The sequence below is a fragment of the Streptomyces sp. NPDC042002 genome, from assembly GCF_055588305.1.
In genome coordinates, this window is the sequence record NZ_JBVJCT010000006.1 from 71,597 (window position 1) to 86,901 (window position 15,305).

General features: G+C 69.9%; 13 protein-coding genes. 10 read left to right on the plus strand and 3 right to left on the minus strand.

The window, feature by feature from the left end; translation table 11 throughout:
* Positions 1-274: 274 nt before the first annotated feature.
* From nrdR to ACZ6KY_RS11960, 3 genes are all read left to right on the plus strand, one after another.
* The gene (gene nrdR, locus ACZ6KY_RS11950; RefSeq protein WP_467757374.1) at positions 275-826 is read left to right on the plus strand and encodes a transcriptional regulator NrdR; all 552 of its coding nucleotides are present in this window, start codon (positions 275-277) and stop codon (positions 824-826) included.
* A 162-nt stretch (positions 827-988) separates the two neighbouring features.
* Positions 989-3,886, plus strand: a complete 2,898-nt coding sequence (locus tag ACZ6KY_RS11955; RefSeq protein WP_469310186.1) for a vitamin B12-dependent ribonucleotide reductase — start codon at positions 989-991, stop codon at positions 3,884-3,886.
* Between the two features lie 250 nt (positions 3,887-4,136).
* Entirely contained in the window at positions 4,137-4,814 is a 678-nt protein-coding gene (locus ACZ6KY_RS11960) for a DUF6215 domain-containing protein (RefSeq protein WP_469310187.1), read from the plus strand.
* Between the two features lie 64 nt (positions 4,815-4,878).
* Here the strand turns inward: ACZ6KY_RS11960 and ACZ6KY_RS11965 are convergent, their stop codons facing one another.
* A complete protein-coding gene (locus ACZ6KY_RS11965; RefSeq protein WP_469310188.1) occupies positions 4,879-5,412 on the minus strand; it encodes a TerD family protein in 534 nt (177 codons plus the stop codon).
* A 154-nt stretch (positions 5,413-5,566) separates the two neighbouring features.
* Here ACZ6KY_RS11965 and ACZ6KY_RS11970 point away from each other — a divergent pair, with 154 nt between their 5' ends.
* The 4 genes from ACZ6KY_RS11970 to ACZ6KY_RS11985 all read left to right on the plus strand — a co-directional run bounded on the left by ACZ6KY_RS11970 (position 5,567) and on the right by ACZ6KY_RS11985 (position 9,866).
* A complete protein-coding gene (locus ACZ6KY_RS11970) occupies positions 5,567-6,172 on the plus strand; it encodes a YdbC family protein (RefSeq protein ID WP_469310189.1) in 606 nt (201 codons plus the stop codon).
* Positions 6,173-6,278: 106 nt separating this feature from the next.
* Positions 6,279-6,938: a histidine phosphatase family protein gene (locus ACZ6KY_RS11975; protein WP_469310190.1), complete on the plus strand. Its 660-nt coding sequence runs from the start codon at positions 6,279-6,281 to the stop codon at positions 6,936-6,938.
* Between the two features lie 12 nt (positions 6,939-6,950).
* Complete coding sequence (locus tag ACZ6KY_RS11980) at positions 6,951-7,880, plus strand: ADP-ribosylglycohydrolase family protein (RefSeq protein WP_469310191.1); 930 nt, start codon at positions 6,951-6,953, stop codon at positions 7,878-7,880.
* A gap of 546 nt (positions 7,881-8,426) precedes the next feature.
* Positions 8,427-9,866 carry a DUF4153 domain-containing protein gene (locus ACZ6KY_RS11985; RefSeq protein WP_469310384.1) on the plus strand — a complete coding sequence of 480 codons (1,440 nt, stop codon included), beginning with the start codon at positions 8,427-8,429 and terminating at the stop codon, positions 9,864-9,866.
* 251 nt (positions 9,867-10,117) lie between these two features.
* Here the strand turns inward: ACZ6KY_RS11985 and ACZ6KY_RS11990 are convergent, their stop codons facing one another.
* On the minus strand, positions 10,118-11,665 hold the full coding sequence (locus ACZ6KY_RS11990) for an MFS transporter (protein ID WP_469310192.1): 1,548 nt from the start codon (positions 11,663-11,665) through the stop codon (positions 10,118-10,120).
* A 189-nt stretch (positions 11,666-11,854) separates the two neighbouring features.
* On the opposite strand from ACZ6KY_RS11990, the gene ACZ6KY_RS11995 reads away from it, so the two are divergent.
* From ACZ6KY_RS11995 to ACZ6KY_RS12005, 3 genes are all read left to right on the plus strand, one after another.
* Complete coding sequence (locus ACZ6KY_RS11995; protein ID WP_469310193.1) at positions 11,855-12,478, plus strand: TetR/AcrR family transcriptional regulator; 624 nt, start codon at positions 11,855-11,857, stop codon at positions 12,476-12,478.
* 125 nt (positions 12,479-12,603) lie between these two features.
* Positions 12,604-13,305 carry a ribonuclease HII gene (locus ACZ6KY_RS12000; RefSeq protein ID WP_469310194.1) on the plus strand — a complete coding sequence of 234 codons (702 nt, stop codon included), beginning with the start codon at positions 12,604-12,606 and terminating at the stop codon, positions 13,303-13,305.
* Between the two features lie 68 nt (positions 13,306-13,373).
* Positions 13,374-14,000, plus strand: a complete 627-nt coding sequence (locus tag ACZ6KY_RS12005; RefSeq protein ID WP_469310195.1) for a hypothetical protein — start codon at positions 13,374-13,376, stop codon at positions 13,998-14,000.
* A gap of 474 nt (positions 14,001-14,474) precedes the next feature.
* Here ACZ6KY_RS12005 and ACZ6KY_RS12010 read toward each other — a convergent pair whose 3' ends face one another.
* Entirely contained in the window at positions 14,475-15,107 is a 633-nt protein-coding gene (locus ACZ6KY_RS12010) for a hypothetical protein (RefSeq protein WP_469310196.1), read from the minus strand.
* Between the last annotated feature and the right edge of the window lie 198 nt (positions 15,108-15,305).

Here is a 15,305-nt window from a genome sequence, read left to right on the forward strand (position 1 = left end):
AACCGGCCCCCTTCCGTGCGCCGACCACGCTATCCCCGTGTGTCCGGGATGGGTATGCCTGTGCGGCACGTGCCCTTACGTGTATGACACGCGCGGCGTGGGCGAATTCGCGGGCCGATCCCCACATCTAGTGGTTGGATTGCGGCGGCATCCCAGAAGTTGTGGTCCCCCGGGTCTTCGAACCCTCGGGCATCGCCTATGCTTGAGGCTGCTTCGAGGGGCCGGTGAGGTCCCGCGAGGTCCCTGAGTCGTGCTGTGAAGGAGGGTCGGAGCCATGCACTGCCCCTTCTGCAGGCACCCTGACAGCCGCGTCGTCGACAGTCGTACGACCGACGACGGCACGTCGATCCGCAGGCGCCGCCAGTGCCCCGACTGCTCCCGTCGTTTCACGACCGTGGAGACGTGCTCGCTGATGGTGGTTAAGCGCTCCGGTGTGACCGAGCCCTTCAGCCGGATCAAGGTCATCAACGGCGTGCGCAAGGCCTGCCAGGGGCGGCCCGTCACCGAGGACGCGCTCGCCCAGCTCGGCCAGCGCGTCGAAGAGGCCGTGCGGGCGACCGGAAGCGCCGAACTGACCACCCACGACGTGGGGCTGGCCATACTCGGACCCCTGCAGGAACTCGACCTCGTGGCCTACATGAGGTTCGCGTCCGTGTACCGGGCCTTCGACTCGCTCGACGACTTCGAAGCCGCCATCGCGGAACTCAGGCAGGTGAATCAGCGCCCCGCCGTGGACGACGACGACCCGGACGTGGTGCGCCAGGAGACCGACCGCGGACGCGGAGGAACCGTGGAGGTTCCCGTGCCCGCCACCGCCGCCGACTGACCGCGGGCCGGCCCCTCCGGGGCGTCCGGCCCCGCCCACGGGCGGCGACCACAGACCTGCTGCGTCAGGCCGTACCAACGGCACCCGCAGCATCAGACACAGACCGTGCCACGGGAAGTTCGCGGCACTTCAGCGCGTTTTAGCCTGTAACTGGGAGGCGGCATGACAGAGACGGCGAGCGGTCCGGCACGAGGTTCCCGCGCGAAGAGCGGAGCCAAGGCCAGCAAGGGACTGCGCATCGAGCGCATTCACACCACCCCCGGCGTGCACCCGTACGACGAGGTGGAGTGGGAGCGCCGTGACGTCGTCATGACCAACTGGCGCGACGGCTCGGTCAACTTCGAGCAGCGTGGCGTCGAGTTCCCCGGCTTCTGGTCGGTGAACGCGGTCAACATCGTCACCAGCAAGTACTTCCGCGGTGCTGTGGGCACCCCGCAGCGCGAGGTGAGCCTGCGGCAGCTCATCGACCGCATCGTGAAGACGTACCGGAAGGCCGGCGAGGACTTCAAGTACTTCTCCTCGCCCGCCGACGCCGAGATCTTCGAGCACGAGCTGGCGTACGCCCTCCTGCACCAGATCTTCAGCTTCAACAGCCCGGTCTGGTTCAACGTCGGGACCCCGCAGCCCCAGCAGGTCTCCGCCTGCTTCATCCTGGCCGTCGACGACTCCATGGAGTCGATCCTCGACTGGTACAAGGAAGAGGGCATGATCTTCAAGGGCGGCTCCGGCGCCGGCCTGAACCTCTCCCGCATCCGCTCCTCCAAGGAGCTCCTGTCCTCGGGCGGCAACGCCTCGGGTCCCGTCTCCTTCATGCGCGGTGCCGACGCCTCCGCAGGAACGATCAAGTCGGGCGGCGCCACCCGCCGCGCGGCCAAGATGGTCATCCTCGACGTCGACCACCCCGACATCGAGGACTTCATCGAGACCAAGGTCAAGGAGGAGGAGAAGATCCGCGCCCTCCGTGACGCGGGCTTCGACATGGACCTGGGCGGCGACGACATCACGTCCGTCCAGTACCAGAACGCCAACAACTCGGTCCGCGTGAACGACACGTTCATGAAGGCCGTCGAGACGGGCGGGAAGTTCGGCCTCACCTCGCGCATGACCGGCGAGGTCATCGAGGAGGTCGACGCCAAGTCGCTCTTCCGCAAGATGGCCGAGGCCGCCTGGGCCTGCGCCGACCCGGGCATCCAGTACGACGACACGATCAACCAGTGGCACACGTGCCCGGAGTCCGGCCGTATCAACGGCTCGAACCCGTGCAGCGAGTACATGCACCTGGACAACACGTCCTGCAACCTGGCCTCGCTGAACCTGATGAAGTTCCTCAAGGACGACGGCCTGGGCCGCCAGTCCTTCGAGATCGAGCGCTTCGCCAAGGTCGTCGAGCTCGTCATCACCGCGATGGACATCTCCATCTGCTTCGCGGACTTCCCGACCCAGAAGATCGGCGAGAACACCCGCGCCTTCCGTCAGCTGGGCATCGGCTACGCCAACCTCGGCGCCCTGCTGATGGCGACCGGCCACGCGTACGACTCCGACGGCGGCCGCGCGCTCGCCGGCGCCATCACCTCCCTGATGACGGGTACGTCGTACAGGCGTTCCGCCGAGCTCGCCGCGGTCGTCGGCCCGTACGACGGCTACGCCCGCAACGCGCAGCCCCACCAGCGCGTCATGCGGCAGCACGCCGACGCCAACACCACGGCCGTCCGCGTGGACGACCTGGACACCCCGATCTGGGCCGCCGCCACGGAGGCCTGGCAGGACGTGGTCCGCCTCGGCGAGAAGAACGGTTTCCGCAACGCGCAGGCCTCCGTCATCGCCCCCACCGGCACCATCGGTCTCGCGATGTCCTGCGACACCACCGGTCTCGAGCCCGACCTCGCGCTGGTCAAGTTCAAGAAGCTGGTCGGCGGCGGCTCGATGCAGATCGTCAACGGCACCGTGCCGCAGGCCCTGCGCCGCCTGGGTTACCAGGAGGAGCAGATCGAGGCGGTCGTCGCCCACATCGCCGAGAACGGCAATGTGATCGACGCCCCGAGCCTCAAGCACGAGCACTACGAGGTCTTCGACTGCGCCATGGGCGAGCGTTCCATCTCCGCGATGGGCCACGTCCGCATGATGGCCGCGATCCAGCCGTGGATCTCCGGCGCGCTCTCCAAGACGGTCAACCTGCCGGAGACGGCGACCGTCGAGGACGTCGAAGAGGTCTACTTCGAGGCGTGGAAGATGGGCGTCAAGGCGCTCGCGATCTACCGCGACAACTGCAAGGTCGGCCAGCCCCTCTCCGCGAAGACCAAGGAGAAGGAAAAGGTCGAGGTCACGGCGAAGGCCGAGGACACCATCCGTACCGCGGTCGAGAAGGTCGTCGAGTACCGCCCGGTCCGCAAGCGTCTGCCCAAGGGCCGTCCCGGCATCACCACCTCCTTCACGGTGGGCGGCGCCGAGGGTTACATGACCGCCAACTCCTACCCGGACGACGGTCTCGGCGAGGTCTTCCTGAAGATGTCGAAGCAGGGTTCCACCCTCGCGGGCATGATGGACGCCTTCTCGATCGCCGTCTCGGTCGGTCTGCAGTACGGCGTGCCCCTGGAGACGTACGTCTCGAAGTTCACCAACATGCGCTTCGAGCCGGCCGGCATGACGGACGACCCGGACGTGCGGATGGCGCAGTCGATCGTCGACTACATCTTCCGCCGCCTCGCGCTGGACTTCCTGCCCTTCGAGACGCGCTCCGCGCTCGGCATCCACTCCGCCGAGGAGCGCCAGCGTCACCTGGAGACGGGCTCCTACGAGCCCTCCGACGACGAGGTCGACGTCGAGGGACTGGCCCAGTCCGCGCCCCTCGCGCAGGAGCTGAAGGCAGTCGCCGCCCCCAAGGTCGAGGCCGTCGCGGCCGAGCCCGCCCCGAGGCAGGTCCACACCAGCGCCGAGCTGGTGGAGATGCAGCTGGGCATCCAGGCGGACGCCCCCCTCTGCTTCTCCTGCGGCACGAAGATGCAGCGGGCCGGTTCCTGCTACATCTGCGAGGGTTGCGGTTCGACGAGCGGCTGCAGCTGACGCCGAGCGCCCCGCGGGCGTGAAATAGCTGGTCAGGGCGGTGGAGTCGTAGTCGGCTCCGCCGCCCTCGGCGTTGGCCGGCCGGGGGCCGCCGTGTCCGGCGGAGGGCCCGTCGGGCGGGGCGTGCGCCGGGGGGCGTGCGCGCCGCGGTGCGATGGTCCGGGCATCGGCGGAATTCGGGTTTCCCGCGAAACGATCAACGGCTAGTCTCCCTCCGCGCGCACGGAGCGCGATGGGGAGGGCGGGGGACATGGCCGACGAGATGACCGGATCGAAAAAGGGCATGGGCGCGGGGGTCCAGGCCGTCGCGGCGGTGGTGCTGGTCGCGGGCGTCACGGGGGGCATATGGGGGCTGTCGCGGGTCTTTCCGCAGAACAACGCCGATGAACCGGCCACCTGCTCCAAGGCGCACGGCACCCGGCCGGCGAAGCACGTCTCCGGTGCGCGGCTGTGCCAGGCGCTGAACCGCGCGGACCTGCCGGCCCTCCTCGGGACGCCCGACGAGCACGCGCAGACGGCCGACGGCGGCGACAGCTTGATCACCCTCGACGGTGGCACCAAGATCGCCAGCCCTGAAGCGAACGTCACCCTGAGGACCTACTCCGTGAAGCTGTCGGCTTCCGAGGACCGGGTTTCCGTCGCCCAGAGTGTCGGTCTGCTGCCGTCGGCTCAGCCGAGGCAGATCCTGGGCCACCCCGCGGTCCTCTACTCGGACCGGACGATCGCCCTCACCTTCGGCTCCGGGAAGGCCGAGACCGGCCCCGGCGGTGTCGCCCGCAGTCTGCTGGTCGCCAGGGACGCGAAGGACGGGGGCGGTTCGTACGAGATCGCCATCTGGCGTCAGGACGACGTCACGCCCGATGACGCGGCACTGTTCCGCGTCGCCGAGACGGTGCTGCCGACCCTCCCGGGCTGGAAGAACGGCTGAGCAGACGACGAGGGCCGTAGCCGGAGGCCGGCGCGGCTCCGGAGGGTAGACGTTCCGCTGTGTCTCACGCCTCCTGCGGGCTGCCCATGACCCTCGCGAAAGTCGCCGGGTCGGTGTCGTAGCCGTGGATGGCCGCGTGGAACGTCCACTCCCCGGAGTGGTCGCGTACGAACTCCCCGATGGTCGCGGCCGTCGCGCCCAGCACGTCGCCGAAGTCGCCCTCCGTCAGGACGGTGTAACCCTCACGCAGGCGGAAGCCGGGGTTGAGGACACCGACGAAGGTCCTCGCCTCGGTGCGCTGCTGGATGAGGACTCCGACGACCACGCGCGCGTAACGGCTGTCCAGGCGGTCGAGCTCCAGGGTCATGACCTCGTCCCAGCCGAAGCCCTTGCCGTCCTTGCTGTCGCGGTTCAGATAGATGGTGCCGTCCGGCGAACGGCTGCCGAAATACACCACATAGGCAGGACTCCCCTGCGGCGCGGACGCCAGATACGTCGCCGCGATGATGTCGAGATCGGTCGCGGGCTCACCTACGGGACTGGGATCCCACTTGATCGCCAACTCGGCCTTGCGAATACCCTTGTTGAGACCGTTCACCGGATGTCCCCTCCCCGTTTCCCAAAGGTCGCCGGACCAACTCCCCTGAGAGTAGGGCCGGTTGTCCATCGTGCCATGCGTGCCGGGGGGTTCGCCCGGATCCACTGGGCCGGAGCGTGACCGGCGCCACGTTCCGGGGCCTTACGATGGCGCGGTGCTGGTCAAGTGGATTCGCTGCACCGTGGTCGATCGCCGCGGTTTCGAACGGGGGCAGCGAAAGTGGGCGGGGCTTCTGGGGGAGCCGGGATTCCGGGGACAGGGCGGAGGGTGGAGTGTGGGGCGGTCCGGCGTCGCGCACATCTTCTCCTTCTGGGAGAGCCGTGCCTTCTACGACTCCTTCATGGCCCGGTCCCATGACCGGCTCGCCGCCGCGCAGTCGGGCACTTTCAAGGATTCCCAGGTCAAGCTGTTCGACTACCGCTTCGACGTGAAGACCGGCTTCGAGCCGCGCTTCACGGACTCCGATGTGGTCCGGGTCGCGCACTGCCGTGTCCACGAGGACCGCGCCGAGCACTTCGCGCTCATGCAGGAGAAGGTCTGGAACCCCGCGATGGCCGGTTCGCCCGGCATGGTGCGGGGCATGTTCGGCGAGGCGCCCGGCAGCGAGTTCATGGTCCTGTCCATGTGGCGGTCGGCCGCCGAGCACGGCAAGTACCGCGCGGAGCGGGTGGAGAGGCTGGCGCTGCGCGCCCAGATCGAGGCCGACATAGCCGCCCTCGCGGGCGACATCGTGCAGTTGGAACCCGGCTGGATCGTCTGACGGCACCCTTCCGCCGGGGACCATGAAGTGTGGGAACGGTGTGACCTGCGCCGTATGCGGCCCGTACGACTGCTCGAACAGCCCCGGCACGATCTAGGGTCTTGGCATGGCACGACCACGGCGCATCGTCCTTGTCCGGCACGGCGAGTCGGTGGGCAATGCCGATGACACCGTGTACGAACGCGAGCCCGACCACGCTCTGGCGCTCACCGAGACGGGGTGGCGGCAGGCGGAGGACACCGGCAAACGGCTGCGCGAGATCTTCGGCAGCGAGCGCGTAAGCGTTTACGTCTCCCCGTACCGCCGCACCCACGAGACGTTCCGCGCCTTCCACCTCGACCCCGGGCTCGTCCGGGTACGCGAGGAGCCGCGACTGCGGGAGCAGGACTGGGGCAACTGGCAGGACCGTGACGACGTACGTCTCCAGAAGGCCTATCGCGACGCGTACGGGCACTTCTTCTACAGGTTCGCGCAAGGCGAGTCCGGTGCCGATGTCTACGACCGGGTCGGCGGCTTCCTGGAGAGCCTGTACCGGAGCTTCGAGGCCCCCGACCACCCGCCGAACGTGCTCCTGGTGACCCATGGCCTGGCCATGCGGCTGTTCTGCATGCGCTGGTTCCACTGGACGGTCGCCGAGTTCGAGTCGCTCTCCAATCCGGGGAACGGAGAGATGCGGATGCTCGTTCTGGGGGAGGACGGCAGATACACCATCGACCGTCCTTTCGAGCAGTGGCGTGATCCGGAATCGTACGGAGCCACCGGATAGAGTGGCAGGGCGATGATCGCTGACTCCTCTCCCGACGGGCGCTTCGAGCGCGCCCTCGCCAGCCTGCGCGGACTCGCGGTGGGGGACGCGCTGGGCTCACAGTTCTTCGTGCCCGCGAACTACCCGCTGCTGAAGCGCCGAGAGCTGCCGCCGCAACCCTGGCAGTGGACCGACGACACCGAAATGGCCTGCTCCGTAGTCGCGGTTCTGGCCACGCACCGCCGCGTCGACCAGGACGAACTGGCCCGCTCCTTCGCCGAGCACCACGACTTCGACCGGGGTTACGGCCCGGCGGTCAATCGGCTGCTGCGGCTGATCCGGGAGGGCGGCGACTGGCGGGAGCTGGCGTCGGCCCTCTTCAAGGGACAGGGCTCCTGGGGCAACGGCGCCGCGATGCGGATCGCCCCCCTGGGCGCCTGGTACGCCGACGATCCCGAACAGGCGACCCACCAGGCGGAGATCTCCGCCTATCCCACCCACCAGCACCGTGAGGCCGTGGTCGGCGCCATGGCCGTCGCCGCGGCCGCCGCGCTGGCCGCCGATCCGGCGGGCCCGCCGAGCGCCGAGGCCCTGCTCGACGGCGTCATCGCGCTCGTACCGCGCAGCGCGGTGGGCGCCGGGCTGCGGCGCGCCCGGGACATGCTCGACTACGGGGACGCCGGGACCGTGGCCGCCGTGCTGGGCTGCGGGCGGCGTACGTCGGCCCACGACACCGTTCCCTTCGCCCTCTGGTCGGCCGCCCGTGCCCTGGGTGACTACGAAGAGGGCTTCTGGGTCACCGCCCAGGTCGGCGGCGACGTGGACACGACCTGCTCCATCGTGGGCGGGGTGGTCGCCTCCGGGAAGGCCGGAGCGCCACCAGGGGCGTGGCTGGAAGCCACGGAGGCGCTGCCGGAATGGCTGCCGGGGCTCGCGTCCGGGCGCACGGCCGGCGACGCGTAGGGCGTACGGCAGGGGGGTTCCCGGGCCGCTGTAGCAGCGGGCGGCGCGTGGGCGCGGGCCGCGGTTGGAACGGCCCGGCTTCGGAGCGGCCTCGGAGGGCCCCGGGAAGCTGTTCGGCGGGTCGGCCTCGCGAGAGCGGTCCCTGGGGATCCCTGAGCTGTGTCACAGGCTTGCTACAGCCACGCAGCCCCATCCTGAGCGGCTGTGCCCGTGGATACCCTGTGCGCCACGCCCGCCCGTTGATCATGGCGGGCGTGTGCCGACGAGACGCCGGTCGGCAGCCTCCCCGCCGCAGTGGCGCGATGTGGGCTGCCCGGCGACCGGCTGGGAGGGGATCCCTTGTCCGACATACCGTCCACGCCCGAGCCCGGAGACGAGGCATCGGCGCAGTGGAAGAGCCCGGAGGCGGGCAAGGAGACCCCGGAAGCCGAGTCTCGGCTTCCGGAGGCATCGGAGCCGGAGAGTTCCAGGGTTCCGGTCGCACCGGGGGCCACGCCGACCCCCGGTTCCTGGTCGGCCGACCTTCGGTTCACGTCACCCGCCCCGGTGCGGACGCCGACGCTGTGGGCCGTGCTCGCGACCGGGGTGCTGAGCATGCTGCTCCTCGACGGCGGTCTGGCGATCAACCTCCTGCTGGTCGCGATTCCCGCCTCGTTCGCCGCGTACTTCTCGGGCCGGGCCGCAGGACGCTCCACGCGCGCGTGGAGCCTGGTCTGGGGCATCGGCGGTATCGGCCTGCTGACCGTGCCCGCTCTGCGGGACGCGGACTGGCCTTCGTTCCTCGCCGTCGTGACGGCGATCGCGCTCGGTTCGCTCGCACTGAACGGCGGACGCACCTGGCCCGCCGTTCTGCTGGGCCCCATCGGCGTGCTCAACTCCTTGGTCACCGGCCCCGCCTGGGGCTGGCGCGGGTTGCGGGAACGATTCGGCGGTGCTCGTCGCAACGTCGGTGCGGGGCTGCGCGCGCTCGTGGTGAGCGCGGTCCTGCTGCTGGTCTTCGGGGCGCTGTTCGCGGGGGCCGACACGGCCTTCGCCGATCTGCTCGGCGACCTGGTCCCGGACACCTCCGTCTCCGGCGGACCCTGGCGCGTGGTGCTTCTGGTGTTCGGCCTGGCCGGAGCGCTGGCCGTGGCCCACACGGCAGCCGCGCCCGTGCGGTGGGACCGGGTCGTGGTGCCGGCCGGCCGTCCGCGCGACCGCGTCGAGTGGGCCCTGCCGCTGATCGTGCTCACCATGCTCTTCGCGGCCTTCAACGCGGTCCAGCTCGCCGTCCTCTTCGGCGGATACCGCGCCGTACTGAAGAACAACGGCCAGACGTACGCCGAGTACGCGCGCCAGGGCTTCTGGCAGCTGCTGCTCGTCACGCTGCTGACCCTGCTCGTCGTGGTGTTCGCGCTGCGCTGGGCGCCCCGGGACGGCGCGAGCGACCGCAAGCTGGTGCGGGGGGTGCTGGGAACTCTCTGCGGCCTGGCGCTCGTTGTCGTGGCATCCGCTGTGCGACGTATGGACATGTATGTGGAGGCTTATGGACTGACCCGCCTGAGAGTGTCGGTGCTGGCCATGGAGCTGTGGCTGGGCCTGGTCATCGTGCTCATCATGGCGGCCGGTGTGTGGGGTGCCCGCTGGCTGCCCCGCGCCGTCGCGGCCAGTGCGGCGGCGGGCGTGCTCGCGTTCGGGCTGATGTCGCCCGACAGTTTGATCGCCGAGCGCAACGTCCAGCGGTACGAGGACACGGGGAAATTCGACCTCCTGTACGCGCGCGACCTGTCGGCCGACGCCGTACCCGCCCTCGACAGACTCAAGGAGCCGATGCGTTCCTGCGTGCTGAAGTCGATCGCCGACGACCTGGGCAAGGACGACGCCCCTTGGTACGCGACCAGTTGGGGCGAGGCCCGAGCCCGGGACATCCTCCGCGACCGCCCGCCGGCCGTGTCCACCGACTGGAGCGTGTGCAGCAAGTTCGTGGACGCCGTCACGTACCGCTGAGCCGCTTCCCGTCGGGCATGTTCCGAAGGCGAGGGTCCGGCTCGCGCGGCGTGCTCCCGAGCGCCGGGTCGCACTCGCGCCCGCGTCCGTCACCGCGTACCGGCGCGCGGTGAACCGGGGGCACCCTGTGCCAGGGTCCCTCTGCCGAGCTGCCTCGGCAGGGCGCCCGCCCCCGCCTGCGTATGTGGACGGCCGGACCGTGGGAGCCGTGGGTCTCCCGGACCACGGCTCGGCCGTCCGCGGTTCCGTCCTCAGCCTGCGGCGGCCCCCGCCGTGCCGGCGAGAGCTTCCAGATCGCTCTTGCGGACCCTGATCACCAGTGTCGCGGTGATCAGGGCGAGCAGGGCCATCGCCGCCGCCGGCACGAAGGCGGTCGAGATGCCGTGGGCGAGCACCTCATGGCCCCAAGGGGCAGGCAGCTGGTGGGTCTTGGCGAACTGTGCCTTCTGCTCGGCCGAGCCGTCCGCCAGGAACTTCGGCGTCTGGGTCCTCGCCTCGTCGCGGCCGGCCGAACCGAAGACCGTGGTGAGGATGGACAGACCGAGCGAACCGCCCACCTGCTGGGTGACATTGAGCAGACCCGAGGCCGCGCCCGCCTCGTGCTGGGCGACACCGGAGACCGCGGTCACCGTCAGCGTCACGAAGTTCAGGCCCATGCCGAAGCCGAACAGCAGCATCGGGCCGAGGACTCCGCCCGCGTACGAGTCGTCGGGGCTGATGAAGGTCAGCCAGCCGAGTCCGAGGGCGACGAGTGCCGAGCCGGCGACCATGAACGGCTTGGGGCCGAGCACCGGCAGGAACCGCTGCGAAAGACCCGCGCCGACCGCGATCGCGACCGTCACCGGAAGGAAGGCCACACCGGCCGAGATCGGGCTGTACCCCAGCACGTTCTGCACGAAGAGCACGATGTAGAAGAACATGCCGAACATCGCGGCGGCGAGGCTCAGCATGATCACGTACGTGCCCGAACGGTTGCGGTCGGCGAACATCCGCAGCGGGGTGATGGGTTCCCTCGCCCGCGTCTCGATGATCCCGAAGGCCAGCAGCAGGGCCACGGCCGCGCCGAACGACCCGATCGTGAGGCCGTCCCGCCAGCCGTTCTCCGCGGCGCGGATGAAGCCGTAGACCAGGGACGCCATGCCGGCCGTCGAAGTGAGCGCCCCCGCGACGTCGAAGCGTCCAGGGTGGCGTCGGGACTCGTTGATGTACATCGGTGTGAGGACGGCGATCAGGATGCCGATGGGCACGTTGACGAAGAGGACCCACCGCCAGTCGAGCCACTCCGTGAGCATGCCTCCGGCGAGCAGACCGATGGCCCCACCGCCCGCCGAGACGGTCGCGAAGACGGCGAACGCCCGGTTCCGCTCCGGGCCTTCGGGGAATGTGGTCGTGATCAGGGCCAGCGACGTCGGCGAGGCGATCGCGCCACCGACGCCCTGCAGGGCGCGAGCCGCCAGCAACTGCCAAGGTTCCTGGGCGAGTCCGCCGAGCAGCGAGGCGAAGGTGAACAGCAGGATGCCGGTCATGAAGACCCGGCGCCGGCCGAGGATGTCACCGGCCCGTGCACCGAGAAGCAGCAGGCCACCGAAGGTGAGGGTGTACGAACTGACCACCCACGTAAGGTCGGTCGTACTGAAGTCGAGCGCGTCTTGAATGTGCGGGAGCGCGATGTTCACAATCGTCGCGTCGAGTACCACCATGAGTTGGCAGGCCGCGATGACGGCGAGCGCGATGCCGGGATGTCCTTCCCGGCGTGCCGCACCTGGCTTGGTGTCCTGAATCAACTGAGAGGTCGTCATTACGCTTCCCCCACAAGTGCGTTAGTGAACGCTCGCGTTCACTTTCGCGTCAACGGTAGTGAGTCCCCGTCAGTGAACGCAAGCGTTCACTGCATCCGCTGCCCGACGCCGTCGATCCGATCGCCCGCTCACGCACGAAAAGCCCGAACCTCCCCGAATTCCGCTCCCCTGTACGACGGAGACACTCTGATGGTTACTTCGCGTTGGACGGCCGCCCCCGCTCAGGCGCCCTCCTCGCGCCGGCGCGGTGCCGTGCTCGAGCGCGCGATCCTGGAAGCCGCGCTGGAACAGCTCGGCGCGGTCGGCTGGAACGGCCTCACCATGGAGGGCGTGGCCGCGCGCGCTCGGACAGGCAAGGCCGCGGTCTACCGCCGCTGGCCGTCCAGGGAGGACCTGGTCGCGGACGCGCTCCAGGCCGGACTGCCGGACCTGACGGAGGCTCCCGACCTCGGTGGTGTCCGGGAGGATCTGCTGGAAGTGTGCCGACGCGTACGCGAGGCGATGTTCTCGCCGCCGGGAATCGCGCTTCGATCGGTGCTTCACGCATGCGATGTGACGCAGGCCGAGCGCTTCAGTCAGGTGATCGTCGGCGGAGTCGTCGAACCCACCCTGGGCCTGCTCCGCGAGGTCGTTCAGCGTGGAATCGCCCGGGGAGAGGTGCGTCCCGACGCCGCGAACTCGTACGTCTTCGATGCCGTACCGGCGATGATGATGTACCGCTCCAAGGTGTGCGCGAGTGAATGGAGCGACCAGGATCTCCAGGAGATGATCGACCAGATGATGGTCCCGCTGCTGTGTGTGCGGGTCGGCTGACCGGCGTGTGCGGGCCGGCTGGGCGGCTTGACCGGGCGCGCTGACCGGTTCCGGGCCGGGCTCCGCGGCGGCTCGGGGAACCTGGGTGTCGCGAGGTGCTCCGGGCGGCGTAGTCTGAGTTCGCCATGCCGTACGAACCCCCCACTCACACCGTCGAGCGCTCCCTCCGCGCCACGACCGGAGCGAAGGTCATTGCCGGTGTCGACGAGGTGGGGCGCGGTGCCTGGGCCGGCCCCGTCACCGTCTGCGCCGCCGTCACCGGACTGCGCCGCCCGCCCGAGGGTCTCACCGACTCCAAGCTCCTGACCGTCAAGCGCCGGACCGTGCTCGCCGTGGAGTTGGAGAAATGGGTGACGGCGTACGCCCTCGGGCACGCCTCCCCGGAGGAGATCGACCAACTGGGGATGACGGCCGCCCTGCGCCTCGCGGCCGTACGCGCCCTGGAGACCTTGCCGGTCCGCCCGGACGCGGTCATCCTCGACGGGAAGCACGACTATCTCGGCGCTCCCTGGCGGGTCCGTACGGTGATCAAGGGCGACCAGTCCTGTGTCTCCGTCGCGGCGGCCTCGGTGATCGCCAAGGTTCAGCGCGACAAAATGATGGCCGAACTGGGCATCGACCATGCAGACTTCGGCTTTGCGGCCAACGCCGGGTACCCGTCGCCGGTCCACAAAGCCGCGCTGGAGGAGCGGGGACCCACCCCGTACCACCGGTTGTCGTGGGCGTATCTTGATGCGCTGCCCCAGTGGCGGCACCTCAAGAAGGCCCGCAGCTGGGCGGACGGAAGCGTTCCGGAGATCGAGGGCCAGCTCGGCTTCGATTTCTGACGATTCCGTTCGCACTCATGTGCCACACGCCGAGGTGGGTCGCACCGGCGTTTGATAGATATCACCTCATGCCTCTCATTCCCGAGGAGCCTCAGATTCACGAGAGTGCCCAGGGTCCCCGCGTCACTCCGGCCAGTGGCCGCACCGCGCCGACCCCCCGCCCCGTACCCGGTCCCCGTCCCGCGGCTCCGCCGCGTCCCGGCCGTCCGGGTCCTGTCCGGCCGATGCCGGCCCAACGCACCCCGCGCGAGCCCGTCGTGGCCACGCCGGGGCCGTCCGTCAAGGCGGCCGCACCCGCTGCCGTCACCCCGCAGATCCAGCTTGTCCCGGCCTCGGCCGAGGGCGCGCTGGACGCGGCCGAAGAAGCCGTCGACCTGCTGCTGGAGTCGGGCCGCGCCCCGGGTGAGGTGCTGGTGATCACCACCGGCGACCCGCACCCGTGGGCCGCGCACGAACTCTCCTTCGGCGAGGCCGCTTACTGGGCGCAGCACGACGCCGGCGACGACGTCTTCTACGCCGACGCCACTGCCGTGCGCCGGGCCGCTTCCCGTCCCGTGGTCGTGGTCGCGGTCAACGGCGGTTCCGGCGAGGCTGCCGCCACCGCCCTGCCGCTGGCCCTCGGCCGGGCCGGTGCCCTGCTGATCGTCTGCGGCGACCCGCAGCAGATCAACTCGGTCCTGGCCGCGGGCGTCTGAGCGCGTTCCGGACCCGGTCCGGAACGCGCCCGGCGGGACGCTGAGGGTGCCGCCTGCGGCGGCACCTGCACGGCGGTCGTTTCGGCGTACCCTGCAACGCGTCCACGCCGGCAGGGCGCTGCCCGCCACTCGTTCGTGTGGTGCGAGGTGCCTTCGCGCACGCCCGCCCGCCGGCTGCGGAATCTCCCGCTCCCGGCGGTCGTCACGGTGGGGGCCCACCACTTTCCGCGTCCGCATTCCGTGCCCGCCGCCTGGTGCGGTACGGGCACATCGCCTGGCGTATGCGTAACCCCCGGCGTTCGCCCGTTGCCCGGTCGGCGTGCCCTCTCTGGACCGGGAACCCGGGCGCGCCCCACATTCGAGCCGCGCGTCCGTGGCGTATCCGTGCATGAGCGGTACGGCCCTGGAGCGGGCCGTCGACGGTGTGCGGCCCGCCTTCCCCCGGGCGGGCCGGTACCGCGACTCGTCCGCGTGTCAGCGAGCGGCTGCCCGGCGCATGACCTCCGACGCGACGCCTCCCGTGCGGGGCAGCGGCGGCAGCACCTCGCCCACGAAGAACTCCGGCGGTGAATCCGAGTTGGGGCGGCGCCCGCCGCGGCCTTCGCCGAGAACCTGCCAGCCGTCACGCGTCAGGGTGATGTACGCCCCGCACCGCAGTCCGTGGAGCGTGCAGGCATCCCGTAGTCCCCACATCCAGGCCCCGTCCTCCTCCGTCCAGCGCGCGTCGCCGTCCCGGCAGTACAGCAGCACGGCCGTGCGCGCGGGAGAGCGGCGCCGCAGGTCGTGCGGGATGACCCGGCGCAGCTGAGCGAGCAGCGCGTTGCGGAACATCCAGCCGTCGGCCGGTGCCGAACGCCGTGTGAAGGAGGCGCTCGCCATCAGCCGCTCGTCCTGGTCGAGGACCGCGACGACCGCCGTCGACGGTCTGGGCCGGTGCCGAGCGTGAAGGCCGCTCACGACCTCACGAGGATCGCGCAGAAGCGGAATTCCGGCCGAGGCCCATTCGGCGGGTTCCAGCATGCGGGTCAGTGGATTGGTGGAAGCGGCGGACAGGTCGGGAGACGTCGACATGGATGCCGCCGAGGACGGAGCGAATCCGAAGGTCACGGTCCTCCCTTCGGCTACGTGCCCATACAGTGGGCGGGGTCGGACTTGGGGGAATGGCACGCCGCAGCGGAGCCCTACCGGACCACGGGCAAACCGTGCGGGGAGCGGACCTCAATTCTTCCTGTCGAACTGGGTTGCGGCAACGAGCAATTGGGGCCACAGACCGTTTTCGGGCGGTTAGTGCCTTATATACCTGCC